This window comes from Pseudomonas sp. GM80 (assembly GCF_000282515.1).
Lineage (GTDB): Bacteria > Pseudomonadota > Gammaproteobacteria > Pseudomonadales > Pseudomonadaceae > Aquipseudomonas.
In genome coordinates, this window is the sequence record NZ_AKJD01000068.1 from 13,085 (window position 1) to 38,173 (window position 25,089).

Annotated in this window: 21 protein-coding genes; 11 read left to right on the top strand and 10 right to left on the bottom strand. The window is 60.6% G+C overall.

All coding sequences use genetic code 11. The features are described from left to right. Window positions 1-44: 44 nt before the first annotated feature. Complete coding sequence (gene miaB / locus PMI37_RS12035) at window positions 45-1,373, bottom strand: tRNA (N6-isopentenyl adenosine(37)-C2)-methylthiotransferase MiaB (protein WP_008081077.1); 1,329 nt, start codon at window positions 1,371-1,373, stop codon at window positions 45-47. A gap of 133 nt (window positions 1,374-1,506) precedes the next feature. Between miaB and PMI37_RS12040 the strand changes: the two genes are divergently transcribed. Then, entirely contained in the window at window positions 1,507-1,836 is a 330-nt protein-coding gene (locus PMI37_RS12040; protein ID WP_003185742.1) for a DUF1820 family protein, read from the top strand. Window positions 1,837-2,013: 177 nt separating this feature from the next. On the opposite strand, the gene PMI37_RS12045 is transcribed toward PMI37_RS12040, so the two are convergent. The 4 genes from PMI37_RS12045 to PMI37_RS12060 form a co-directional block, all read right to left on the bottom strand. After that, window positions 2,014-2,568, bottom strand: a complete 555-nt coding sequence (locus PMI37_RS12045; RefSeq protein ID WP_003228518.1) for a tetratricopeptide repeat protein — start codon at window positions 2,566-2,568, stop codon at window positions 2,014-2,016. A gap of 224 nt (window positions 2,569-2,792) precedes the next feature. Beyond that, the gene (gene hemL / locus PMI37_RS12050) at window positions 2,793-4,076 is read right to left on the bottom strand and encodes a glutamate-1-semialdehyde 2,1-aminomutase (RefSeq protein WP_008081078.1); all 1,284 of its coding nucleotides are present in this window, start codon (window positions 4,074-4,076) and stop codon (window positions 2,793-2,795) included. Between the two features lie 17 nt (window positions 4,077-4,093). Further along, on the bottom strand, window positions 4,094-4,717 hold the full coding sequence (gene thiE / locus PMI37_RS12055; protein ID WP_008081079.1) for a thiamine phosphate synthase: 624 nt from the start codon (window positions 4,715-4,717) through the stop codon (window positions 4,094-4,096). An 18-nt stretch (window positions 4,718-4,735) separates the two neighbouring features. Continuing rightward, window positions 4,736-5,533, bottom strand: a complete 798-nt coding sequence (locus PMI37_RS12060; RefSeq protein ID WP_008081080.1) for a hydroxymethylpyrimidine/phosphomethylpyrimidine kinase — start codon at window positions 5,531-5,533, stop codon at window positions 4,736-4,738. Between the two features lie 477 nt (window positions 5,534-6,010). Between PMI37_RS12060 and PMI37_RS12065 the strand changes: the two genes are divergently transcribed. The 4 genes from PMI37_RS12065 (at window position 6,011) to PMI37_RS12080 (ending at window position 12,491) form a co-directional block, all read left to right on the top strand. Then, the gene (locus PMI37_RS12065) at window positions 6,011-8,365 is read left to right on the top strand and encodes a hybrid sensor histidine kinase/response regulator (RefSeq protein ID WP_008081081.1); all 2,355 of its coding nucleotides are present in this window, start codon (window positions 6,011-6,013) and stop codon (window positions 8,363-8,365) included. 97 nt (window positions 8,366-8,462) lie between these two features. Next, window positions 8,463-10,112 (top strand): acyl-CoA dehydrogenase family protein, encoded by a 1,650-nt coding sequence (locus PMI37_RS12070; protein WP_008081082.1) that lies wholly within the window; start codon window positions 8,463-8,465, stop codon window positions 10,110-10,112. Between the two features lie 170 nt (window positions 10,113-10,282). Then, the gene (gene amn, locus PMI37_RS12075; protein WP_162130776.1) at window positions 10,283-11,782 is read left to right on the top strand and encodes an AMP nucleosidase; all 1,500 of its coding nucleotides are present in this window, start codon (window positions 10,283-10,285) and stop codon (window positions 11,780-11,782) included. Between the two features lie 73 nt (window positions 11,783-11,855). After that, window positions 11,856-12,491: a pseudouridine synthase gene (locus PMI37_RS12080; RefSeq protein ID WP_008081087.1), complete on the top strand. Its 636-nt coding sequence runs from the start codon at window positions 11,856-11,858 to the stop codon at window positions 12,489-12,491. On the opposite strand, the gene PMI37_RS12085 is transcribed toward PMI37_RS12080, so the two are convergent. Both PMI37_RS12085 and PMI37_RS12090 read right to left on the bottom strand, forming a co-directional pair. Next, the gene (locus tag PMI37_RS12085) at window positions 12,486-12,695 is read right to left on the bottom strand and encodes a DUF2788 domain-containing protein (protein ID WP_007909655.1); all 210 of its coding nucleotides are present in this window, start codon (window positions 12,693-12,695) and stop codon (window positions 12,486-12,488) included. The two genes, PMI37_RS12080 and PMI37_RS12085, sit on opposite strands and share 6 nt — an antisense overlap. A 263-nt stretch (window positions 12,696-12,958) precedes the next feature. Further along, the gene (locus PMI37_RS12090) at window positions 12,959-13,438 is read right to left on the bottom strand and encodes an Lrp/AsnC family transcriptional regulator (protein ID WP_008081091.1); all 480 of its coding nucleotides are present in this window, start codon (window positions 13,436-13,438) and stop codon (window positions 12,959-12,961) included. A 451-nt stretch (window positions 13,439-13,889) separates the two neighbouring features. Here PMI37_RS12090 and PMI37_RS12095 point away from each other — a divergent pair, with 451 nt between their 5' ends. Further along, window positions 13,890-14,966 carry a DUF6515 family protein gene (locus tag PMI37_RS12095; RefSeq protein WP_008081094.1) on the top strand — a complete coding sequence of 359 codons (1,077 nt, stop codon included), beginning with the start codon at window positions 13,890-13,892 and terminating at the stop codon, window positions 14,964-14,966. On the opposite strand, the gene PMI37_RS12100 is transcribed toward PMI37_RS12095, so the two are convergent. Together PMI37_RS12100 and PMI37_RS12105 are read right to left on the bottom strand one after the other, a co-directional pair. Next, window positions 14,960-15,856, bottom strand: a complete 897-nt coding sequence (locus PMI37_RS12100; protein WP_008081096.1) for a cation diffusion facilitator family transporter — start codon at window positions 15,854-15,856, stop codon at window positions 14,960-14,962. The two genes, PMI37_RS12095 and PMI37_RS12100, sit on opposite strands and share 7 nt — an antisense overlap. 12 nt (window positions 15,857-15,868) lie before the next feature. Next, window positions 15,869-16,288: a hypothetical protein gene (locus tag PMI37_RS12105; protein WP_008081098.1), complete on the bottom strand. Its 420-nt coding sequence runs from the start codon at window positions 16,286-16,288 to the stop codon at window positions 15,869-15,871. 363 nt (window positions 16,289-16,651) lie between these two features. On the opposite strand from PMI37_RS12105, the gene hrpB reads away from it, so the two are divergent. Further along, window positions 16,652-19,171 (top strand): ATP-dependent helicase HrpB, encoded by a 2,520-nt coding sequence (gene hrpB / locus PMI37_RS12110; RefSeq protein ID WP_008081101.1) that lies wholly within the window; start codon window positions 16,652-16,654, stop codon window positions 19,169-19,171. Window positions 19,172-19,258: 87 nt separating this feature from the next. Here the strand turns inward: hrpB and PMI37_RS12115 are convergent, their stop codons facing one another. Beyond that, complete coding sequence (locus PMI37_RS12115) at window positions 19,259-20,173, bottom strand: LysR family transcriptional regulator (protein WP_008081103.1); 915 nt, start codon at window positions 20,171-20,173, stop codon at window positions 19,259-19,261. Between the two features lie 221 nt (window positions 20,174-20,394). On the opposite strand from PMI37_RS12115, the gene PMI37_RS12120 reads away from it, so the two are divergent. The 4 genes from PMI37_RS12120 (at window position 20,395) to PMI37_RS12135 (ending at window position 25,025) form a co-directional block, all read left to right on the top strand. Further along, window positions 20,395-21,885 carry an aldehyde dehydrogenase gene (locus PMI37_RS12120; protein WP_008081106.1) on the top strand — a complete coding sequence of 497 codons (1,491 nt, stop codon included), beginning with the start codon at window positions 20,395-20,397 and terminating at the stop codon, window positions 21,883-21,885. A 515-nt stretch (window positions 21,886-22,400) separates the two neighbouring features. Beyond that, a complete protein-coding gene (locus PMI37_RS12125; RefSeq protein ID WP_008081108.1) occupies window positions 22,401-23,387 on the top strand; it encodes an ABC transporter substrate-binding protein in 987 nt (328 codons plus the stop codon). 10 nt (window positions 23,388-23,397) lie between these two features. Beyond that, window positions 23,398-24,201: an ABC transporter permease gene (locus PMI37_RS12130; RefSeq protein WP_008081110.1), complete on the top strand. Its 804-nt coding sequence runs from the start codon at window positions 23,398-23,400 to the stop codon at window positions 24,199-24,201. Then, window positions 24,189-25,025: an ABC transporter ATP-binding protein gene (locus PMI37_RS12135; protein WP_008081111.1), complete on the top strand. Its 837-nt coding sequence runs from the start codon at window positions 24,189-24,191 to the stop codon at window positions 25,023-25,025. Before PMI37_RS12130 ends, PMI37_RS12135 begins: the two co-directional genes overlap by 13 nt. Window positions 25,026-25,089: the final 64 nt, after the last annotated feature.

Consider the following 25,089-nt stretch of genomic DNA (forward strand, 5'->3'; position numbering starts at 1 on the left):
TGGCAAGCCAGCTCCCACAGGTTTTTCTGTGCTGCTGATATCTGTTATTGGATCAGCGAGCCGCGCAGCGAGTGCGGTTGGGCCGCGTCGATGTGCACGTCGGCGAACTGGCCGATCAGGGTGGGATTGTCGCAGCGGAAGTTGACGATACGATTATTCTCGGTGCGTCCTTGCAGCTCGCCCGGGTCTTTCTTCGAATAATCGGTCACCAGAATGCGCTGGATCGAGCCGACCATTTGTCGGCTGATCTCGAAACCTTGCTGATTCAAACGATGTTGCAGTGCGTTCAGGCGCTCCTTCTTCAACTCTTCCGGTGTGTCGTCGGCCAGATCGGCAGCCGGGGTGCCCGGGCGCTGGCTGTAAACGAACGAGTAGGAAAAGTCGAAACCGACGTCGGCAATCAGCTTCATGGTCTGTTCGAAATCTTTCTCGGTTTCGCCGGGGAAACCGACGATGAAGTCCGAGCTGATGCAGATTCCCGGCACAGCGGCGCGCAGTTTGCGCAGCTTGGATTTGTACTCAAGCGCGGTGTGGTTGCGCTTCATTGCCGCGAGAATCCGGTCGGAGCCCGATTGCACCGGCAAATGCAGGTGTTTCACCAGTTCCGGCACGTCAGCGTGGGCCTGAATCAGGCTGTCGGAGAATTCCAGCGGGTGCGAAGTGGTGTAGCGGATGCGGTCGATGCCGTCGATGGCGGCGACAACGCGAATCAGCTCAGCGAGATCCGCCAGGCGCCCGTCATGGGTGGTGCCGCGATAGCCGTTGACGTTCTGCCCGAGCAGCGTCACTTCACGCACACCGTTTTCGGCGAGGTGGATGACTTCGGCGATCACGTCATCGAACGGCCGGCTGACTTCTTCGCCGCGGGTATAAGGCACCACGCAGAACGTGCAGTACTTGCTGCAGCCTTCCATCACCGACACATAAGCGCTCGGGCCATCGATGCGCGGCTCGGGCAAGTGGTCGAATTTTTCGATTTCCGGGAACGACACGTCGACTTGCGGCAGCTTGGTGATGCGCGCGGCGTCGATCATTTCCGGCAGGCGGTGCAGCGTCTGCGGGCCGAAGACCACGTCGACGTACGGTGCGCGATCGCGAATCGCCGCGCCTTCCTGGCTGGCCACGCAACCGCCGACGGCGATCACCATTTCCGGGTTGGCCAGCTTCAGTTCGCGCCAGCGGCCCAGCTGCGAGTAAACGCGATCCTGAGCGCGCTCGCGGATCGAGCAGGTGTTGAGCAGAATCACGTCGGCGTCTTCCGCGCGGGCGGTGACTTCCAGGGCCTGATGTTCACCCAGCAGATCGACCATGCGCGAGCTGTCGTACTCGTTCATCTGGCAACCGTGGGTTTCGATGTAAAGCTTCTTGGCCATGGATTAGGGTCATCACGTGATTCAAAGAACCCGGCATTATAGGGAACAAGCCCTCAGGTTCCTACCGCTGTGCGCCCGGAGGCTATGCTATAGTTTGCGCCCTCATTTTTATCCCCGATGTTATCCCCCCGCCATGACCAAACGCGAAGCTCCAATCTATAAGGTGATTTTCCTCAACCAGGGCCAGGTGTTCGAAATGTACGCCAAGCAGATCTATCAAAGTGATCTGTGGGGCTTTCTGGAAGTGGAAGAGTTCGTCTTTGGCGAGCGCACGCAAGTGGTCGTCGACCCGAGCGAAGAAAAGCTCAAGGCGCAGTTCGAAGGCGTGGTGCGCAGCTTTGTGCCGATGCATTCGATCGTACGCATCGACGAAGTGGAACGTCTGGGTACCCCGAAAATCAGCGAAGCCCGCGGTGCGGTCGGCAATGTGATGCCGTTCCCGATGCCGATGCCTGAGAAGTAACAACAGATCCTGGATTGGAATGAATTTGTGGCGAGGGGATTTATCCCCGATGGGCTGCGAAGCGGCCCCAAAACCTGCAATCAGGTTCTTCCTGACACACTTCATTGAATGGATTTGCGACTGCTGCGCAGCCGGTCGGGGATAAATCCCCTCACCACAAGTTAGTCACCGCACCCATCAAGGCAATGGTGAGAAAGGCGTACGCCCATCGGCGCTCTGCAGTTCCATCAGGTATTTACGGAAAATTTGCCCGAGCACCTGCGTGGCGGTCTCAAGGTCTTCGCGAGACATTTTTTCAGAGACTTCATCAGCCGTATCCAGCGCATCTTCAGCGCCGTTGACCGCAGCCATCTTCAATACGATATACGCCTGAATGTTGTTGGCCTGCACGCCTTCACCGTGGAAGAACATCGTGCCGAGTTTGAATTGCGCCTGAGCGTGGCCTTGCAACGAGGCTTTTTCGAAATAGCTCAGGGCTTGATTGAGGTCGCGCGGCGCATTTTTGCCGTCGTAGTAGAACTCACCCAACTCGTATTGCGCTTGCGCATCCCCTTCGTCCGCCGCTTTCTGGCAGGCGGCCAGTGCCTGCGTGACGTCTTGCGGCTGAGTATTGAGGGTGCAACGACCCATCGCCGGGATCAACAACGAGTTGCCGCCTGCTTGTGCATGCGCGAGCAGGGGCTGAAGGAGCAACAGGCAGCCCAAGGCAAGGGTGCGGCCGGTGCGGTTCATGGGAATCGACTTACCTCTGAAGGGCACGCGGACCCATCGAGGGATCCAATAAGCGCGCATTATGAAATAAGCAGGGCCAACCTTACAAAGTCTTTACTCGTTTTTCTGCTGCGCGGGGAATATATCGCCCACTTTATGGAAGATTTTTAGCAGAGCGTCGGAAAAACCATGGGGATGTAGGTGAAAGCTGACGCTGGTCATAGCCAACGTCAGCGGTACGGCAATTACTTCAGTGCAGCGAAGGCGCGTTCCGCAGCGTCCAGCGTCAGTTGCAACTCGGCGTCGCCGTGAGCGATCGAGGTGAAACCGGCTTCAAAGGCGCTCGGTGCCAGGTACACGCCACCTTCCAGCATCAGGTGGAAGAAGCGCCCGAACAGCGCCGCGTCGCTGGCCATCACGTCTTCAAAGGTGACGATGTCGTCGGCACCGCTGAAGTACAGACCGAACATGCCGCCGGCCTGAGTGGTCACGAACGGAATGCCAGCGGCATCGGCACGTTGTTGCAGACCGTCGAGCAAGCGCGTGGTGTAGTCGGTCAGCTCGGCGTGGAAACCCGGACGGCTGATCAAACGCAACGTGGTCAAACCGGCGGCCATGGCCAGCGGGTTACCCGACAGCGTGCCGGCCTGATACACCGGGCCCAGCGGCGCGATGCGCTCCATGATTTCACGCTTGCCGCCGAAGCAGCCGACCGGCATGCCGCCACCGATGATCTTGCCGAAAGTAGTCAGGTCAGGGTTTACGCCGTAGTAAGCCTGAGCACCGCCGAGGGCAACGCGGAAACCGGTCATCACCTCGTCGAAAATCAGCACCACGCCATGTTTGTCGCACAGCGAACGCAGGCCTTCGAGGAAGCCCGGCGCTGGTGGCACGCAGTTCATGTTGCCGGCTACCGGCTCAACGATGATGCACGCCACTTCCTCGCCCACTTCGGCGAGCATTTTTTCAACGGCGTCGATGTCGTTGAACGGCAGCGTCAGGGTGTGTTTGGCAAACGCCGCCGGCACACCGGCCGAGCTCGGTACGCCTTGGGTCAGTGCGCCGGAACCGGCCTTGACCAGCAGACTGTCGGAGTGACCGTGGTAGCAGCCTTCGAACTTGATGATGCTGTCGCGGCCGGTGTAACCACGGGCCAGACGGATTGCGCTCATGGTCGCTTCGGTGCCGGAGCTGACCATGCGCACCATGTCCATCGATGGCACCAGCGAGCAGACCAGGTCGGCCATCTCGGTTTCCATCGCGGTCGGCGCGCCGTACGACAAGCCGTGTTGCAGCTGATTGCGCACCGCGTCGAGCACGTCCGGGTGGCTGTGGCCGAGGATCATCGGGCCCCACGAACCGACGTAATCGACATAACGCTTGTCGTCTTCATCAGTGACGTAAGCGCCTTCAGCGTGCTTGAAGAACAGCGGCGTGCCGCCCACGCTCTTGAATGCGCGGACTGGCGAGTTCACGCCACCGGGAATGTGTTTCTGGGCGTTGGCAAACAGGGTTTCGGAACGAGACATGATCGGGCTCTCAATCTTCAGGATTTGAACAATTCGTTGAACGCGCGGGCGCGGCGGGTCACTTCGGCGGTGCTCTCGGCACCGAACAAACCGTGAACCACGGCGAGCAGGTCGACCCCGTGGGCCACCAGCGGCGCGGCGTTGTCGAGGCTGATGCCGCCAATCGCGCAGATCGGCAGGTGCAGAGTGCGTTTGGCTTCGTCGAGCAGATCGAGGCTGCAGGTCGGTGCGCCGGGCTTGGTGTTGGAATTGAAGAAGCGACCAAAGGCGACGTAACTCGCACCTTCTTTGGCGGCTTGTTCGGCCAGCGCGATTTGCGCGTGGCAGGTCGAGCCGATGATCGCTTTTGAACCGAGCAGGGCGCGGGTCGGCGACAACGGGCCGTCGGTCTGGCCGAGGTGCACGCCGACGTTGAGGCGCGCCGCCAGTTCAGCATCATCGTTGATGATCAGTTGCGTCTTGTAGCGCTCGCACAGATCGCGCAACGCTTCGGCCTCACGCAGGCGGCGGGCCTCGTCGTTGCTCTTGTCGCGGTATTGCAGCAGGGTGACGCCGCCTTCCAGCGCCGCCTCCACGTAAGAGAGAAACTTGCCGGCCAGCAATTCGCTGTCGGTAATGGCATACAGGCCACGTAGTTTCATCGGGCAGACCTCACGACGTTACGAGCAGAAATCCAGCGGCAGGCGACGCGGGACGAACTGGCCTTTGCCCAGTTGTTCGGCATCGCGCAGGGTGCGCCAGGTGTAATCCAGTGCACTGCGCACAGCGCTGGCGAGGTGTTCGCCTTGCGCCAGTCGACCGGCCAATGCGCTGGCCAATGTGCATCCGGAACCGTGATAGCTGCCCGGCAGACGCTGGCAGATAAAGGTTTCACGCAGGCCGTCGCGGCTGTACACGCGGTTATGGATTTCAGTTTCGTCGCCGTGGCCGCCGGTGATCAGCAGGTTTTTGACGAACGGCAGGAGTTTTTCAGCGCATTCGTCCGCAGTGCCTTCGGGCAGTTCGGCGAGGATGCGCGCTTCAGGAAGGTTAGGGGTGGCAATGATCGACAGCGGCAGTAGACGCTCGCGCATCGCATAGCCAACCTCGTCCTTGCCCAGGCGACCGCCGCCACCGGCGCGCAGCACCGGGTCGCAGACCACCGGCAAGTGCGGGTGCGCCGAGAGCAGTTCGACAACGGTGTCGACCATTTCCAGCGAACCGAGCATGCCCAGTTTGACCGCGGCGACTTCGGAGTCGTTGAGCACGGCATTGGCCTGGGCCAACACCCACTCACGGTCGAGGACGCGGAAGTCAGCGACGTTGACGGTGTCTTGCACGGTCAGCGCGGTGACGGCCGGAGCCGCATGGCAACCCTGCGCGAGCAGGGCTTCGATATCTGCCTGCAAGCCGGCGCCACCACTTGGGTCGTGGCCGGAGAGACAGAGGACAACGGGGCGGGAGCTGTAGATATTCATGGTGCGCGAGCTTACCACCAAAGCTGATTTTCGGGTTCAGTCCTGACGGTGTTTGCGAGCAGATTGTCGGACAACGCTGCAGCACCGGATGAACCCATAACTGTGGCGAGGGGATTTATCCCCGTTCGGCTGCGAAGCAGTCGCAAGTCCATCCCGCGAGGTGTGTCAGAAAGAACCGGATTGCAGGGTTTGGGGCCGCTTCGCAGCCCAACGGGGATAAATCCCCTCGCCACAATTGATCACCTATCAAAGAGGTTGTTGTAGTGAGCTGACCAACCCAACAGCTCTAGCCCGCTGCTTTGCTCTGGAACGCCCGTGCTAGAGCCTTTGTAGGAAAAATTTCAATGGTGCTCAATGGCCATCAACGGCTATGCTAGTCTGGATCCAAACCAATAACAGGTAATACCGGTTTTACGTCTACTCAAAGGGAATGGGGGGGCTTCCTGACACAACCGGACGAGCCACGCTGGGGCTTCAATGCGCTATTTGCTGATGTTGCTGTTCTGCTTGCCCTTCATGGCGAGCGCCGTCGAATTCGACGAATTTACCCAGAGCCTCCCTCTGGGCCGGTCGCTGCAAGTGTTCGAAGACCCAAGCGGTCAGGCGAGCATTGCCGATGTCCGTGCGCAGGCCGCTGCCGGTAATTTCAAAGCCCACGATAAAGCCACGCTCAATGCCGGTTACTCGCGCTCGGCGTTCTGGCTGAAGATCGACCTGCATTACCGCCCGAGCAATCCCGAGGCCCAGCGCACCTGGCTGCTGGAGTTGGCGTATCCACCGCTCGACCACCTCGACTTGTACCTGCCCGACGCCACTGGCAACTATCGCCTGGCCCGCCAGACCGGCGACGCCTTGCCGTTCGCCAGTCGCGAGATTCGCCAGAACAATTACCTGTTCGATCTGGCCTTCGAGCCCGATCAGCAACAAACCGTTTACCTGCGACTGGCCAGCGAAGGCTCGATCCAGGCACCGGTCACCTTGTGGTCGAGCACTGCGTATCTCGAAGATCAGCCGGTGCGCCTGTATGTGCTGGGCATCATTTACGGCGTGTTGCTGGGGATGCTGGTCTACAACCTGTTCATCTATCTCAGCGTGCGCGACACCAGTTACCTCTATTACATCTTCTACATCGCCTCGTTCGGCCTGTATCAGCTGTCGGTGAACGGCGCGGCGGCCGAGTATTTCTGGCCGGACAACCCGTGGTGGACCAACGCCTCCACGCCATTCTTTATCGGTTGCGCTGGCCTTTTCGGCAGCCAGTTCGCGCGCAGCTTCCTGCAGACCAAAACCCACAGTCGCGGGCTGGATCGCTTGCTGATCGGACTGATTGCGTTTGGTGCGCTGGTCATCGGCCTGTCGCTGATGACCAGTTACGCCCTGGCCTTGCGTCTGGCGACGACGCTGGCGCTGACCTTCACCGTGGTGATTTTCGCCGCCGGGATCATGGCCTGGTGGCGGGGGCTGCGCGTGGCGCGCTACTTCATCATCGCCTGGTCGGCCTTCCTGCTGGGCGGCATCATCAATACGCTGATGGTGCTGGGCCTGCTGCCCAACGTATTCCTGACCATGTACGCCAGCCAGATCGGTTCGGCCATCGAAGTGGCGCTGCTGTCGCTGGCGCTGGCCGACCGCATCAACGCGATGCGCGAGCAGCAGGCGCAGACGCTGTACGACGCCGGGCAGAAACTCGAAGTGCTCAACCAGCAACTGGCCCACAGCAACAAGCTCAAGGATGAATTCCTCGCGACCCTGACCCACGAGCTGCGCACGCCGATGAACGGCGTGATCGGTTCGCTGGAACTGATGCAGACGGTCGCGATGGACCCGGAGCTTGAGCAATACCAGCAGACTGCCGCCGGTTCCGCCCGCGACATGATGCGCATGGTCAACGGCATCCTCACCCTCACCGAGTTGCAGGCCGGCAAACTCAAGGCCGCGCCGGGCAGTTTCAGCCTGCGTGGCGTGGTCGAATCGTTGCGTGTGCAATTCGACGGCAATGCCTCGAGCAAGTCGCTGGACTTCAAAGTCGACGTGTTGCCGACCTTGCCGGATCGCCTGCACGGCGACAGCGCTAAACTCGCGCAGTGCCTGGAATGCCTGCTGGATAACGCGATCAAGTTCACCCGCGTCGGCGGTCTAGCATTGCGCGTCACCGGCAAACCGTCGACCGGTAATCGTCTGGCGCTGTCGTTTGCGGTGATCGACACCGGCATCGGTTTCACCGATCTGGGCGAGGCGACGATGTACCAGCGCTTCTTCCAGCTCGACGGTTCGATGACTCGCGAATACGGCGGCCTCGGTGTGGGGCTGGCGATCTGCCGACAACTGGTGGAGTTGCTCGGCGGCAAGCTCACCCACCGTTCCGAGCCCGGCAGCGGCAGCCGCTTCCAGCTGGATGTCGAGTTTGAATTGCCGGTGGTTGAGCCAGCGCCAACGCTGGTGTCTGGCCGTGATTGCGTTCGCGCGCCGCAGGACTGCACGGTGTTGCTGGTGGACGACAACAGCGTCAACCAACTGGTCATGCGCGGCATGTTGCTCAAGCTCGGTTTCCGCGTGCGCACCGCCGACAATGGCGCGGCGGCGCTCGATTGCCTGCAACGTGAGACCGTCGATGCGGTGCTGATCGATTGCCAGATGCCGAGCCATGAAGGTGCATCACTGTGCTGCCAGATCCATGCGCTGCCGGGGTGTGCCAATTTGCCGGTGTTCATGTTGGCGTTGAACGCGGATCGAGAGCTTTGCGCAACCGGTACGGTGATCGATTACCTGAACAAACCGGTGAAATTCGAAGAGCTGCAGGCCGCCCTTGAACGGCGTGTGTTGTGCTGCTGACAGGGTAAAAGCGCCGCCAATTCGGCGTTTATGACACTTTGATCAACCTTGGGGCGGTGCTTAACTGACCTTTCCGGTTGATTCAAGGAGCCCCGTCATGAACCTGCATCAGTTCGCCGAAACCCACGAAGTGACCAACCAGCCGCCGTCGCTGGACGGCACCAACCTGTACCGCATCGACCTGCCGTTGCAGGAGTGGTCGCGCAGGTTTGGCGCCGGTTGGGCCGAGTCGCGGATCGATGCCTACGGCGCATTGGCCGGTGGGCCGTTGATGGAAGCCGGGTTCCTCGCCAATCAGAACAAACCCGTATTTGTCAGCCACGATCGTTACGGCCATCGCATCGATCTGGTGGAGTTTCATCCGGCTTATCACGAGCTCATGCGCACGGCGATCGAGCATGGTTTGACCTCGCTGCCATGGACCCATCCCCAGGACGGCGCGCATGTTGCCCGCGCCTCGATGAGCTATCTGCACAGCCAGGCTGAGGCGGGCAGCGGTTGCCCATTGACCATGACCTTCGCCAGCGTGCCGGCCCTGCGTTTGCAGCCGAACCTGGTTGAGCAATGGCTGCCGAAAGTCCTCGCCACCGAATACGATCCGCGCAACGTCGGCATGGCGCACAAGCCTGGCGTGACCATTGGCATGGCGATGACCGAAAAACAGGGCGGCACCGACGTGCGCGCCAACACCACCAAGGCTTATCCGGTCGGCGCCAGTGGCCCGGGCGAGGCGTATGAACTGGTCGGGCACAAGTGGTTCTGCTCGGCACCGATGTGCGATGCATTCCTGACGCTGGCGCAGACCGACAAAGGTTTGAGCTGTTTCCTGCTGCCGCGCCATCGTCCGGACGACACGCGCAATCAGTTCTATATTCAGCGCCTGAAAAACAAACTCGGTAACCAGTCCAACGCCTCCAGCGAAGTGGAATTTCGTGGCGCGCTGGCGTGGATGGTCGGCGAAGAAGGGCGCGGTGTGCCGACCATTATCGAGATGGTCGCGATGACCCGTTTTGATTGCATGGTCGGTTCCAGTTCGCTGATGCGCCAGGCGCTGACCCAGGCCAGCCATCACTGCGCGCACCGCAAGGTCGGCGGCAAACTGCTCAGCGAGCAGCCACTGATGCAAAACGTGCTGGCCGATCTGGCGCTGGAAAGTGAAGCTGCACTGGCCCTGAGCTTGCGCATGGGCAAGGCGCTGGATCATCTGGATGATCGCCACGAAGCGCAATTCGCGCGACTGGTAACGGCGGTGGGCAAATATTGGATCTGTAAACGCGCGCCGGGGATGATCAACGAAGCGGCGGAATGCATGGGCGGCGCCGGGTATGTCGAAGAGAGCATCCTGCCGCGTCTGTATCGCGAGGCGCCGGTGAACTCGACGTGGGAAGGTTCGGGGAATGTGCAGTGTCTGGATGTGCTGCGGGCGTTGTCGAAAGAACCGGGCGTGCTGGATGTGTTGTTCAGCGAACTCGGAGATGGCCACGGCGACAAGCGGCTGGCTGCGCATATTCAGCAGTTGCAGGCGCAGTTCAAGGACACCAGTGACATTCAGTTTCGGGCGCGGCAACTGACCGAAGACATCGCGCTTGGTTTGCAGGCCAAGCTCCTGTTGGAGGCCGGAAACTCAGCCGTCAGCGATGCCTTCATCGCCAGTCGCCTGAGCGCTGGCGGCCGCGTCTACGGCGCCTTGCCACGCGGCCTCGACATCGAAGCCCTTGTCGCCCGCTCAACCCCCCAAGCCCTCTGACCCCACACAAATACCCTGTAGGAGCGGCCGAAGGCTGCGATCTTTTGATCTTATAAACAACAAGATCAAAAGATCGCAGCCTTCGGCAGCTCCTACAGGGATTGGGGTGGCGCTTATATTGTGCGGTTGCCAACATGCCACTGTTCCCGTGACGCCACGATGCAGGCAAGATGAAGCTCTGCAAGTCAGAACACAGGAAGCTGATCGTGACCGAAGCGTTTATTGTTGTTCAAACCGCCGAACAAGCCGTGGATCGTCTCGCCGAGTTGCATGAGCGGGCCACCACTGCGCTGAACTCGGCGCTCAAGCGTTACCTGAAAGATCGCGTCGAGCCCGACGCCGCGCAGCGTGCTCTGTTTCGTTATCCCGAACTGCGTCTGACCTATCACTGCCAGGGCGAAGTCCCGCAGACCACCCGCGCTTACGCCAAGGTGCAACTGCCGGGCACTTACAGCGTCACCGTCACCCACCCGGCGGCGTTCCGCAAATACCTGCTTGAACAGCTGGTGCCGTTGATGCACGACTTCACCGTGACTGTGGAAGTCGGCGTCAGCCAGCAAAACATTCCATATCCGTACGTGGTCGAGCAGGGCGATGAACTCGCCGGTTCCGGCGTCACCGCTGCCGTGCTGGCGCGGGTGTTTCCGAGCACCGACCTGTCCGCCGCCACCGATGGCATCGCCGACGGTCTCTACGATTGGGAAAACACCGATCCGCTGCCGCTGGCCTTGTTCGATGCGGCGCGCGTGGATTTCTCCCTGCGTCGTCTGGTGCACTACACCGGCAGCGACTGGCGCCATGTGCAGCCGTGGATCCTGCTGACCAACTATCACCGCTACGTCGACCAGTTCATCGTCCATGGTCTGGAGCAGTTGCGCAGCGACCCGCGTTTCGTGCGCATGGTCTTGCCCGGCAACGTGATCATCGAAAAGAGCATGGATCACGGCGAAGCCTCGGCAATCGCGGCGGGTGTGGTCTGGCACCGTTACCAGATGCCGGCGTATCACCTGATCGCCAACGATGGCCACGGCGTGACGCTGGTCAACATCGGCGTCGGCCCGTCTAACGCCAAGAACATCACCGACCACCTCGCCGTGCTGCGTCCGCACTGCTGGCTGATGATCGGTCACTGCGGTGGTTTGCGTCAGTCGCAGACCATTGGCGACTACGTGCTGGCCCACGCGTATATGCGTCGCGATGGCATTCTTGATCGCGTGGTACCGCCGAACATTCCGATCCCGGCACTGGCCGAAGTGCAGATGGCGCTGCAACAGGCAGCGGCGAACGTCACCGGTGAGAAGGGCGACGATCTGAAAAAACGCCTGCGCACCGGCACTGTGCTGACTTACGACGACCGTAACTGGGAATTGCGATGGGCGCAGGAACGACCGTTGATCAACCTGTCTCGCGCCGTCGCGGTGGACATGGAAAGCGGCACGATTGCCGCGCAGGGTTACCGCTTGCGCGTACCGTACGGCACGTTGTTGTGTGTTTCGGACAAACCGCTGCATAGCGAAATCAAACTGCCGGGTTCGGCCAACGCGTTTTACGAGCGCGCGGTCAGCCAGCACTTGAAGATCGGCATTGAAGCGGTCGATCTGCTGCGCACTGAACTCAACTCGCTGCACTCGCGCAAACTGCGCAGCTTCGACGAACCGCCGTTCCGTTAACGGTTAGTCGTGGTCATTTGGCGGTCGGGGCACTAGCATTGTCAGCCCTGATCGCTAAATGTTTGCTCTCCCTATGTCTCGTCCCCCGCGTCCACCTTCCCGCCGCCCTGGCGCGAAGCCTCAGTCGTCTTCGCCGCGCCGTGTTGCCAAGGCGCCACCGGCCGAGCCGAAACTGATCCTGTTCAACAAACCGTTCGATGTGCTGACGCAATTCAGCGACGGCGAAGGGCGGGCGACGCTCAAGGATTTCATCGATGTGCCCGGCATCTACCCGGCCGGACGCCTTGATCGTGACAGCGAAGGCTTGTTGCTGCTGACCAATGACGGCCAGTTGCAGGCGCGCATCGCCGATCCGAAACACAAATTGGCGAAGACCTATTGGGTGCAGGTCGAAGGCGTACCGACGGCCGAGCAGTTGCAGCGTCTGCGTGATGGCGTCGAGTTGAATGACGGCATGACCTTGCCCGCCGAAGCGCGGCAACTGGATGAACCTGAGCTGTGGCCGCGCAACCCGCCGGTGCGCTTTCGCGCGACCATACCGACGTCGTGGCTGGAACTGGTGATTCGCGAAGGGCGCAACCGTCAGGTACGGCGCATGACCGCAGCGGTCGGGTTGCCGACGTTGCGCCTGGTGCGGGTGAAGATTGGCGACTGGTCGATCGAAGGGCTCGATCAGGGCCAGTGGAAAGAAGTGCCGGCGCGCTTATAAAGCGCCAGATTCGATCAGGCCGATCACCACACTTTTAATGATGAACGCGGCCACGCCCAGGCCCAGCACGAAAAACAGAATGAACGAGCCAAAGCGCCCGGCCTTGGACTTCTTCGCCAGATCCCAGACGATGAAACCCATGAAAATGATCAGGATGCTGACCAGTCCGGTCATCATCCACTCTTCTAATAAGGCTGGATCCATTGGGCATCTCCGGCGCGCACGCGGCTAAAAGGGCGCGGCGAGTATACGCCAAGGGCGGATGGCGGGGCATTGACCTGTGTCGGTGTGCCGCGGTCATTCATCTGCAACCAATCCTGCCAGTGCTGCGCACTGGAACGGGGATAAATCCCCTCGCCACAAAAGCGCTCTGTAGGAGCTGCCGAAGGCTGCGATCTTTTGATCTGGCTTTGAAAGATCAAAAGATCGCAGCCTCGTTTCACTCGTCAGCTCCTACAGGGAGGTGTTCAGTTGCGCAGGTGGGTGAGGGGCAGTTCGGTGCTGTTTAGGACTTGGTTCAGCACAAAACTTGAGCGCACGCTGGTCACGCCTTCGATGCGGGTGAGGTGCCCCAGCAACAACTTCTGATAGTGATCCATGTCCGGCACCACCACTTTCAACTGGTAATCGGCATCCACACCCGTGACCAGGCTGCACTCCAACACCTGCGGCAACGTGCGAATCGCCGCCTCGAAATTCTCGAAGCGCTCCGGCGTGTGCCGATCCATGCCGATCAGTACATACGCTGTCAGGCTCAGCCCGAGCATCTTGCGATCAAGCAACGCGACCTGGCGCGAAATATAGCCGTCGTCTTCCAGTTGCTTGACCCGACGCGAACAAGGCGAGGGCGACAGACCGATGCGCTCGGCCAATTCCTGGTTGGAGATGCGGGCGTCGCGCTGCAATTCCGCCAAAATACTCAGGTCGTAACGGTCGAGTTTGCTCATCAATCTGTCCTTGGTTGTAACTATTGCGGCGGATTATCTATCCAGGGTTAAAAATTGCGCAAGTGGTGTTTATTTCAGCAATCTTCGCAATCCTCTATCGCGGCCTCAGGCCTATTCTTATCACCAGAATCACTGCTCGGTAACACAGTCCACGCGGCCCGCCCTATCCGGCCTGCCGCGGCCGCCACCCCCACCGGGGTTGTGCCGGCCCCCGAGCTGCACACTGTCCAGAAGACGGCGTGAGGTGAGCCGACGTCAAAAGCGTCGAGCCAGGACGAAGTTCTCTAAAGGGAGGCCGACGGGTCTCCCTTTTTTCTTGCCTGCGATTTCATGTGGCGGCGCTCAATAAATAAGTTGCGCGACTGATAACCTGTTGCAGAACCCGGTGTGTGTATTCCCGGTCTTAGCTACAAGTCCTCTTACATTTACAGGCCCCGCAGTGAAAAAAAGCATGAAGTCGCGCATCTGGCGTCTGGCCGGTGTTGGTTTGCTGTGTGTGAGCGTCAGTGCGCAAGCACTTGCCGATGATCCCGAGAGCCGCAGTCCGAATGGCAACGGTAACGGCGGACGCGGGCCGGAACATCAGGGCAACAATCAGGGGCATGGCGGCAATAATCAGCAGCCGCGTCCGCAGAACAATCAACCGCCGCAGCAGAATCAACCGCGCCCGCAGAACAACGAAATCATTCGTGGCGACAACAGCCGCCAGTTCGAGCACAACGGCCAGCAGCACAATAACAATGGTCAATGGCAAAACCACGACCAGAACCGCCCGGCCTACAACCCCAACCCGGTGCGTCAACCGCCACCACCGCCGCAATTGCCGGCCAACAGCCTGCCGATCCAGCCACGGCCCGACGCGGTGCGCCAGACCCAGGAACCGCGCCAGGGTTACTACCGCGACGAGCGTCCGCAAAACGGCTACAACAATCAGCATTGGCAGACCAACAACCGGCCCAATGACAATCGCTGGCCGGGTCGTCCCGACGGGCATGGCAACGGTTGGGGCCCTGGCCCGCAATACCGGCCGGGGCATGTGATCGACCGCTTCCCGGATCGCGATTATCGCGTGCCGTATCGTGGCCAGGATTACTTCTTCTCCGGCGGCTACTGGTATCGCCCGCAAGGCCCACGCTACATCGTCGTGCAACCGCCGCGCGGGATTCGCATCCAGTATTTGCCGGATTACGCCCGTGAAGTGTGGATCGGTGGTTCGCTGTTGTTCCTTGCCGCCGGTTCCTACTACGCGTATCAGGAAGCAACGCAGGATTACGTAGTCGTCGAGCCGCCCGTGCAGCAACAGCCGCAGCCGCAATCCCAGGGCTATGACGTCGAAGCCTATCCGGCCAACGGCCAATCGCCAGAGCAGGTGCAGCAGGATGGTTATCAGTGCTATCAGTACGCCGTGCAGCAAAGCGGTTTCGACCCGCGCACCGCGACTTATCAACCGGCGCCCGAAGTGGTTCAGGCGTACCGACAAGCTCAGGGCAATTGCCTGAGCAGTCGCGGTTATCAGGTCAGTTACTGAGCCCTAGCGGCCTGCACCACTTCTTGCGGATCGGCGTGCACCAGCACTTCGGCGCGCGGGTAGGCTTTGTGAATGGCATCGGCGGCTTGATCGCTGATGCCGTGCGCCACTGACAGGGTCAATTCTCCTGGCAATTCCAGGTGCAACTGCACGAACCAGTGGTTGCCGGAGATCCGCGTGCGCAAGTCATGCGCGCCCAATACGCCCGGCACACCGCAGGCCAGTTCCAGCATGTGCTGACTGACGTCCGTCGGCAGTTCCTCATCCATCAGCACCGAAAAACTTTCCCGGGCGATCTGGATCGCGCTCCACAGAATGTACGCAGCAATCCCCAGACCGAACCACGCATCCAGTTGTTCAAACCCGAATCCGGCGAGGATCAGCGCGATCAGAATGCTGCCGTTGAGCAACATGTCCGAGCGATAGTGCAGCGAGTCCGCGCGCACGGCATTGGAGCCGGTCTGCTTGATCACCCGATGCTGCAACACCAGCAGCGCCGCCGTCAGCAGCAGCGAAAACACGATCACACCGATGCTCAGCCATGGCGCGCCAAGCGGCTGCGGATCATGCAACCGTTCGTACGCCTGAAACGCGATCAACACTGCACTGCCACCGATGAACAACGCCTGCGCCATGCCCGCCAGCGATTCCGCCTTGCCGTGACCGTAACGGTGATCGTCATCCGCCGGACGCAGCGCGTAATGCACAGCCAGCAAATTAAGCATCGAGGTGATGCCATCCAGCGCCGAGTCGGTGAGGCCGGCGAGCATGCTCACCGAACCACTCAGCCACCAGGCGATGGCTTTGGCGACGATCAGCGTGCAGGCGACCGCCACCGAGGCGCGGGTCGCCAGCCTGAGCAGGCGAGCGTGTTCGGGGCTGGAGGTCATTGCGTTTCCTTTTTAAGCGGCCGGTTGCAGGCCGAACATCGCCAGTTGTTGCGTGCTGCCCTTGTGTTGAATCAGGCGCGGGTCATCCAGAGGGAAGTCCTTGCCCAGCTCGCTTTCGAGAATAGCCTGCAACTTGTGGTTATCGACCTGACCGTCCGGGCCGATGGCTTGTTTGAGTTTGGCCGGATCGATCTGCGCGGTGTGGCCTGGTTCGAAATAGATCGCACCGGTGGCGAAGTCGACGGCAAACGCGATCAGACCGGGGATGATGTAGAACAGCAGGCCTACGGCGTCGAGCACGGCAATCGCCGGGTCGACTTTGCCGTCAATCTGACCGCGACGATCCGGATAGAAAATCGAACCGCACGCCGTGATTTGCGTGAGCAGGGTGGCGACCAGTACACCGCCGATCAGGCGAAAAGGTAAGCGCATGGGAAATCTCCTGATTGATCTAAGAACGAAGAGTCGTCGAGTGAAGTTAAGACCCTGACGAACGCCTTGCAGTTCGCCGTTATACTCGCCGCTGGCAGGGCGTGCCCACAGTAAATTGCGGCCTCGTCTCACCCCTACCGAAATACGTTGAGGATTGAAGTTGTTTTCTCCAGATCGACACCGCGTGAAGGCTAATGAATCCTGTCGGGGTTCGGCCCTCCGGGCTAAAGCTGTGAGCGCGCCATGCTGCGTTGCGGGACTTGGCAAGGAAACGACCCTTACCTGCGTCCCGCGCCTTGCCTGGCACGCTCACAGCTTTAACGCGACTCGCAATTTACTGTGGGCACGCCCTGGGGAGCCAGCATGAATTCTTTGCCGATCGATGAAGTTTTACCCGCCCTGCGTGAAGCCTTGGCGACTCGCCATGAAGCCGTGCTCGAAGCACCGCCCGGCGCCGGTAAAACCACCCGCGTGCCGTTGGCGTTGCTCAATGAAGCGTGGCTGGCCGGGCAGACCATTCTGATGCTCGAACCGCGCCGCCTCGCCGCGCGGGCAGCCGCTGAACGGCTGGCCAGCGAGTTGGGCGAGAAGGTCGGGGAAACCGTCGGTTATCGCATTCGACTCGACAGCAAGGTTGGCCCCAACACACGCATCGAAGTGGTCACCGAAGGCATTCTCACCCGGCGTTTGCAAGATGATCCGGCGCTCGAAGGCGTCGGCCTGCTGATCTTCGACGAATTCCACGAACGCAGTCTTGATGCCGATCTGGCGCTGGCCCTGAGTCTGAACGGTCGCGAGCTGTTTCGAGCTGAACAGCCGCTGAAGATTCTGCTGATGTCGGCCACCCTCGAAGGCGAGCGTCTGGCCGGGTTGCTCGATGACGCGCCGATCCTGCGCAGCGAAGGCCGCATGTACCCGGTGACGATGCGCTGGGGCCGACCGTTTCAGCCCGGCGAATACATTGATCAGCGTGTTACGCAAACCGTGCTCGAAGCGCTGCACGATGAAACCGGCAGCGTCTTGGTGTTTCTGCCGGGACAGGCGGAAATTCGTCGCGTGCATCAACAGTTGGCCGACGCGATCGGTGAGCGCAGCGATGTGTTGCTGTGCCCATTGCACGGCGAACTCGACCTCAATGCGCAACGCGCGGCGATTGATCCGGCGCCGCCCGGTCAGCGCAAAGTGGTGCTGGCGACCAACATTGCCGAAACCAGTCTGACCATCAACGGCGTGCGCGTGGTGATCGATGCCGGGTTGGCGCGGGTGCCGCGTTTCGATCCCGGCAGCGGCATGACGCGCCTCGACACTCAGCGGATTTCCAAGGCCAGCGCCACTCAGCGTGCGGGCCGTGCGGGGCGCCTGGAGCCGGGCGTTTGTTATCGCTTGTGGTCGCAGGATCAGCACGAGCAATTGGCGGCGTATGGCAGTGCGGAAATTCTTTCGGCGGATCTCGCCAGTCTTGCGCTGCAATTGGGACGTTGGGGCGTGACGCCGGGCGAACTGGTCTGGCTCGACGTTCCGCCAGCGGCGGCTTACGCCCAGGCGCAGGATTTGCTGCAACGACTCGGAGCGCTGGAAGGCGAGGCGCTGACTTCTCACGGTCAGGCCATGGCTGAGTTGCCCGCGCATCCGCGCATCGGTCATTTATTGTTGCGCGGTCAGGCGTTGGGTTTGGCCAACATGGCGTGCGATGTTGCCGCGTTGCTCGGCGAGCGCGATATCTTGCGCGGCGCCGGCGCGGATTTGCACAGTCGCCTGGTGCTGCTGTCCGGCGAAGAACGCGCCGCCCGTGGTGCGCAGGGCGGTGTGCAACGCGCCCGGCAACTGGCGCGGCAATATCGCGGATATTTGCGCGGCAAGGCGAGCGAGCCGGTCAGCGATCCCGATCATCCACGCTGGCTCGGCGCTTTGTTGGCACTGGCCTATCCCGATCGCGTCGCGCAACAACGGCGTGCCGGCGGTGCCGAATACCGTCTGGCCAACGGTCGCGCGGCGCTGTTCGCCGAAGCCGACAGCCTGATGAAAGAACCGTGGATCGTCATCGCTGACCTCGGCAGCCGTCAGGGCCAGCGCGAAGAGCGGATTTATCTGGCAGCGGATTTCGATCCGGCGCTGTTCGATTCCGTGCTCGCCGAACAAGTGCGCAACGTCGATCAACTGGACTGGGACGAGCGCGAAGGCGTGCTGCGCGCCGAGCGTCAGCGCAAGGTCGGCGAGCTGATTCTCAGCCGCGAGCCGCTGACCGGTCTCGACGAAAATGCGCGCAGTCAGGCGCTGGTGAATCTGGTGCGACGCAAAGGTCTGGAGCTGCTGCCGTGGACGCCAGAGTTGCGTCAGTGGCAGGCGCGAGTGGCGCTGTTGCGGCAACTTGATCTGACTAATCAAAACGACAGTCAGTGGCCGGACGTCAGCGATGCGACGTTGCTCAACACCCTCGAAGATTGGCTGATGCCTTATCTGGGCAAGGTCTCGCGGCTCAGCCATTTTGCCAATCTGGATCTTTCGAGCATCGTGCGTAACCTGCTGCCATGGCCGCTGCCGCAAAAGCTCGATGAGCTGGCGCCGCATCATTTGAGCGTGCCGTCGGGGTCGTCGATTCGTCTGGACTACAGCGAGTTTCCGCCGATTCTCGCGGTGCGTTTGCAGGAGTTGTTCGGGCTGGCGGATACGCCACGGATTGCCGGCGGGCGCCAGGTGGTCAAGTTGCATCTGCTGTCGCCAGCGCGGCGACCGGTGCAGGTGACGCAGGATCTGGCCAACTTCTGGCGCAGCACTTATGCCGAGGTGAAGAAGGATTTGAAGGGACGCTATCCGAAGCATTATTGGCCGGATGATCCGTTGGTGGCCGAGGCGACTGCGCGGGCCAAACCGCGTGGTACGTGAAGGTCAAAAGATCGCAGCCTGCGGCAGCTCCTACATGAGCAAAATCAATCCCATGTAGGAGCTGCCGAAGGCTGCGATCTTTTGCTGTCAAGGGTGCGTCTTGGCCGTCAGTTGTTCGCGGCAATAATCAGCGAACAACTGCGCCGGTTTGGTCAACTGCCCTCGCTTGAGCCATGCCGCCACCAAGCCTGAACCGGTGACGTCCTCGACGATGTCCACGCACACGACTTTCTTGCCGTCGTAGGTGCATTCCGAATGCGGTTTGGTCACCAGAATCGAAAACCCGAAACCCTGGCCGACCATCCCGCGCACCATCTCGATCGATGGCGAGCTGAACTCGATGCGTGGGGTCAGCCCCAGCTCTTCGAACAGGCTGACGAAGTAGGTTCGGCTCGGTTGCACGTCGAGCAGGATCATCGGTTCCAGACACAGATCGCGCAGCGAAACCTGCTTGTACTGAGCAAAGCGATGATCCGCCGGCAATAGCGCATAGGGTCGTTGCGCGGGCATCAGCGGTTCGGTCTGAATGGTCGCGTCGAGTTCATGTTCATAGAGAATGACCAGATCAAACGTGCCTGACGTCAGGCCTTGCACCAGTTCCTGCTGCTCGCCGTCGCGGATGCGGATTTTCACTCCCGGATACAGCGCCGAAAACCCGGCGATCAACTGCGGCAGGTACAACGGCGCAACCGTTTCGAAACAGCCAATATCGATTTGCCCAGCGACCACGTCGTTGTCGGCGAGGGCGTTCTGCTCGAACTCCTTGGCCATGCGCAGCAATTCTTGAGACTTGCGAAAGAACCGCGCACCGCTGGGCGTCAGCGACACGCCTTGGGCGTGATGACGGATCAGCAGTTGCACGCCGAAGCTGTCTTCCAGACCTTTGATCGCGGTGGAAATCGCCGGTTGCGCGATGTACAGCTTGCGCGAGGCTTCGGCAACGCTGCCGCATTCAACGGTGGTGATGAAGTATTTCAACTGACGCAAATTGTAGGCGGCCACGGCAAACCTCAGGACGAGCGGACTCGACTTCAAAGCAATTTGTGCGCCGCCACGTCCGTTGCACGACGATGTTTTTATCCTTCAACCATAGCCACCTGCGCGATGTTTGGGGGAAGTGGTTGCCCAGTGTTTTTATTGCCTGCGAAGACATTTTTACTATTTTTAGCCCGCGCGGGCGTGAGCGACCATCGAGGCACAATAATGTCTCAGGAGCATCCGTCGTGTTCGAGCTTGCAGAGTGGCAGCGCCGCGCCGTTGCATTGAAATTTCCCGATCAAGCCGTGATCGACGGCAAACATTGCGCCGCGCAATCGGGGCAGACCTTTGCCGCGATTAATCCGGCGACTGGGCAATGCCTGGCGAATGTCGCTGCATGTGGCGAGGAAGATGTCGATGTGGCAGTGCGTAATGCGCGGCAAGTGTTTGAGGCGGGCACTTGGTCGCAACGCCCGCCCGCCGAGCGCAAGCAAGTGTTGCTGCGCTTGGCGGATTTGCTGATGACCCATCGCGAAGAACTGGCCTTGCTCGACTCGCTGAACATGGGCAAACCAGTGATGGACGCCTACAACATCGACGTGCCGGGCGCTGCCGGGGTGTTCCGTTGGTACGCTGAAGCCATCGACAAGCTCTACGACCAAGTCGCGCCCAGTGCACCGAATGTATTGGCGACGATTACTCGCGAAGCGCTCGGTGTGGTTGCGGCGGTAGTGCCGTGGAATTTCCCGTTGGACATGGCCGCTTGGAAACTCGCCCCGGCGTTGGCAGCGGGTAATTCGGTGATTTTAAAACCGGCGGAGCAGTCGCCGTTTTCGGCGTTGCGACTGGGTGAGCTGGCGCTGGAAGCAGGGTTGCCGGCGGGTGTGCTCAACGTGTTGCCGGGTCTTGGCGAGCAGACTGGCAGGGCGTTGGGTTTGCACGCGGACGTCGATTGTCTGGTGTTCACCGGCTCGACGCAGGTCGGCAAATATTTCATGGAATATTCCGCGCAGTCGAACCTCAAGCAGGTGTGGCTGGAGTGCGGCGGCAAGAGTGCCAATCTGGTGTTCGCCGATTGCCAGGATCTCGATCTGGCGGCGGAAAAAGCCGCGTTCGGGATCTTCTTCAACCAGGGCGAAGTCTGCTCGGCCAACTCGCGGTTGCTGGTGGAGCGTTCGATTCATGATGAGTTTGTTGAACGGCTGAAAGCGCAGGCTGAACGCTGGTTGCCGGGCGATCCGCTGGATCCGCAGAGCAGCGCGGGGGCGATTGTCGATAGCAAGCAAACGGCGAGCATCATGGGTTTTATTCGCAGTGCCGAGCAGTCGGGTGCGACGCGGATTTGTGGCGGGCAGCAGCGGCGGTTTAACGGGTCGGATAATTTTATTGAACCGACGATTTTTACCGACGTAACAGCCGACATGCCGTTGTTTTGGGAAGAGGTGTTCGGGCCGGTGCTGGCGGTGATGCCGTTCGACAGTGAGGAAGAGGCGATCAGGTTGGCCAATGACAGTGTGTACGGTCTGGCGGCGTCGCTGTGGACCGATGACCTGAACCGCGCCCATCGCGTGGCGCGGCGGTTGCGCGCGGGCACGGTATCGGTCAACACGGTGGATGCGCTGGATGTGACGGTGCCGTTTGGCGGCGGCAAGCAGTCCGGTTTTGGCCGTGATCTGTCGCTGCATTCGTTCGATAAATACACCCAGCTGAAAACCACCTGGTTCCAGTTGCGCTGAGACCGAGTCGCCGCCATCGCTGGCAAGCCAGCTCCCACAGGTTTTCGCGGTGTGCATGAAATCCAGCCACACCCGAGATCCCTGTAGGAGTGAGCCTGCTCGCGATAGCGGTGGGTCTGTCAACAAATTATCGACTGACCTGACGCTATCGCGAGCAGGCTCACTCCTACAGGTTCAATGTTGCCCAAAAATCCGAAGTACATCGGGTATCACTGTGGGAGCTGGCTTGCCAGCGATGACATTCTTCCACTCGCCGAAAACCCCCAATCTGCACTCACCTCGCGCACCCCTGCAATCCCCGCCCTATAGCAGTGCGCACTACCCAGTTTTTTCATCATTTGCAGCCAACAATTTCCTGATTTTCCTCACCGCGCACATGGCCCACCATCGATCTTGCCCGCCAGCCGAATGTTGTCTGCCCAAGCGTCCGCGAGAGACCAACAGCAGCAACTGCACAACGGCCGGCGACCGTACTGCCCATGACAAAACTAAATCAACAGCGTCGGGAGTGCTCCATGATCAAGTCCTTGTGTCTCCGTCTCACTCACCCTCTGGCAATCACCGCCCTTGCCGCCACGGTCGCGACCAGCGCCCAGGCCGGCACCCTGTCCATCGGCCACACCACGTGGGTCGGTTACGGCACGCTTTATCTGGCTCAGGATCTGGGCTACTTCAAGGAAAACGGTTTGACCGTCGAATTGCCGGTGGTCGAAGAGGCGTCGATGTACATGGCCGCGCAGGCGTCCGGGCAATTGTCCGGCTCGGCGTCGACCATCGATGAAGTGCTCAAGTACCGTCCGCAGTTCTGCTTCAAAGCGGTCGCGGCGCTGGATGACAGCCATGGCGGCGACGGCGTGCTGGTCGGCAAGGACGTCAAGAGCCTGCAAGAACTCAAGGGCAAATCCGTGGCAGTCAACGAGGGTTCGACCTCGCAATTCTGGCTCTCGTACCTGCTGAAAAAGAACGGCATGAGCATGAGCGACATCACCGTGCAGAACATGACCGCTGACGATGCCGCCACCGCGTTCATCGCCGGTCGCGTGCCCGCCGCCGTGACCTGGGAACCGCACCTGTCGATGGTCCGCGACAAGCAGCAAGGCAAAGTGCTGATCGACAGCAGCAGCACCCCCGGGGTGATCGTCGACGTGGTCGCGCTCAATTGCAGCGTCATCGACAAGCAACCGGAAGACGTCAAAGCGCTGGTCGCCGGTTTGTACAAAGCCGTGCAGTACACCAAGGATCATCCGGAAGACGCTTACAAAATCATGGCCAAAGGCGTCGGCGGCTACCTCTCCGATCCGAAGGAACTGGCCGCCGCTGCGCAGGGCGTGCGTTTTTACGATCAGGCGATGAGCGAGAAACTGCTGGGTTCACCGGGCAAACCGGGCGACAGCGCGCCGCTGATCAAACTGGCCAACGAAACCGCCAGCGAATTGCAGGGCAAGCCTTACAACGTCAGCAACGACGATCTGGTCGACAACCGTTTCGTCAGCCCGCTTTAGGAGGTCTGCAATGTTCAAGCGCAATTCGTGGCTGAGCCGCAGCCTTACGCCGAAAACCGCGTTGCCGGTGCAAGTGGTGTGGAGCGCCAGCGCTCTGGCCTGGGTGTTGTTGGTCGGTCTGTGGGCCGGACTTTCTTATGGCGGCATCGTGCCCGGCATGTTTTTGCCGACGCCGGGCGCGGTGGTTGAAGCCGCCGTGCGCCTGAGCCGCGACGGCACGCTCGGCACACATGTGTGGGCCAGTGTCGAAGTGGTGATGGTCGGCTTCATCGTGTCGTCGCTGGTGGCGGTGCCGTTGGGGTTGCTGATGGGCAGCTTCCGCATCGTTCAGGCATTCCTTGAACCGCTGGTGAACTTCATTCGTTACCTGCCGGTGACCTCGTTCGTGCCGCTGTTCATTTTGTGGATCGGCATCGGTCTGGAGCAGCGCGTTTCGGTGATTATCTTCGGCGTGTTCTTCCAGCAACTGGTGATGATCGCCGACGTATCGAAAGGCATTTCCAAGGATTTGATCAACGCGTCCTACACCTTGGGCTCCAGCCGCCGGGATGCGGTGTTGCATGTGATCGCGCCGGCCTCGGTGCCGGGCGTGCTCGATACTTTGCGGGTGACCATGGGCTGGGCCTGGACGTATCTGGTGGTGGCGGAACTGGTCGCCGCGTCCAGCGGTTTGGGTTACCTGAGCCTGAAAGCCATGCGCGGTTTTCAGGTGGATGTGATTTTCCTCGCCATCGCGATCATCGGCCTGCTCGGTCTGGTCACCGATCAACTGTTCCGCTTTCTCCGCCTGAGGGTTGCCGCATGGGCTCAGTGACTGCTGCCAATCATCGTTATATCGAATCCGTTGCCGCGCCTGCGCAAGCGGCGCCGCGCTTGCAGGTGGACAAGGTCAGCCTGCGTTACAAGAAGCCCGACGGCGGCACGTTTACCGCGCTGGAAGAGGTCTCGTTCGAGGTGCCGGATCAGCAGTTTGCGGTGCTGGTCGGGCCTTCGGGTTGCGGTAAATCCAGCCTGCTTTATTTGACCGCAGGCTTGGCCGAGCCGACCTCCGGCGAAATCTATGTCGGTGGCCAGCAAGTGCAGGGGCCGGGCGCGGATCGCGGCATGGTCTTTCAGAGCTACACACTGTTCCCGTGGCTGACGGTGCGCCAGAACGTCGAGTTCGGGTTGAAACGGCGCGGCATGCCGGCGGCGCGGCGCAAGGAGATTGTCGATTACTACGTCAACGAAGTCGGCCTCGCCGGGTTCGCCGACAACTACGCCAAGCAGTTGTCGGGCGGGATGATGCAGCGCGTGGCGATTGCCCGGGCGCTGGCCAATGATCCGCAGATTCTGTTGATGGACGAACCGTTCGGCGCGCTGGACAGCCAGACGCGTTTACAGATGCAGCAACTGTTGCTGCGGGTGTGGGGCAACAGCAAGAAGACCGTGTTGTTCGTCACTCACGACATCGATGAAGCCATCCTGCTCGGCGACCGGGTGTATGTGATGGGCGCAAAACCGGGGCGGATCAAACAGATTCTCGACGTGCCGATCGAACGCCCGCGCTCGCTGGACATGGTCATGGAGCGCTCGTTCATCGACATGAAACGGCAGATCTTCGGCCTGCTGCACGACGACCTCGAAGAAGTGCATTGATCCGCTGTAGGAGCTGCCGCAGGCTGCGATCTTTTGATGTTGTTTTTGAAGATCAAAAGATCGC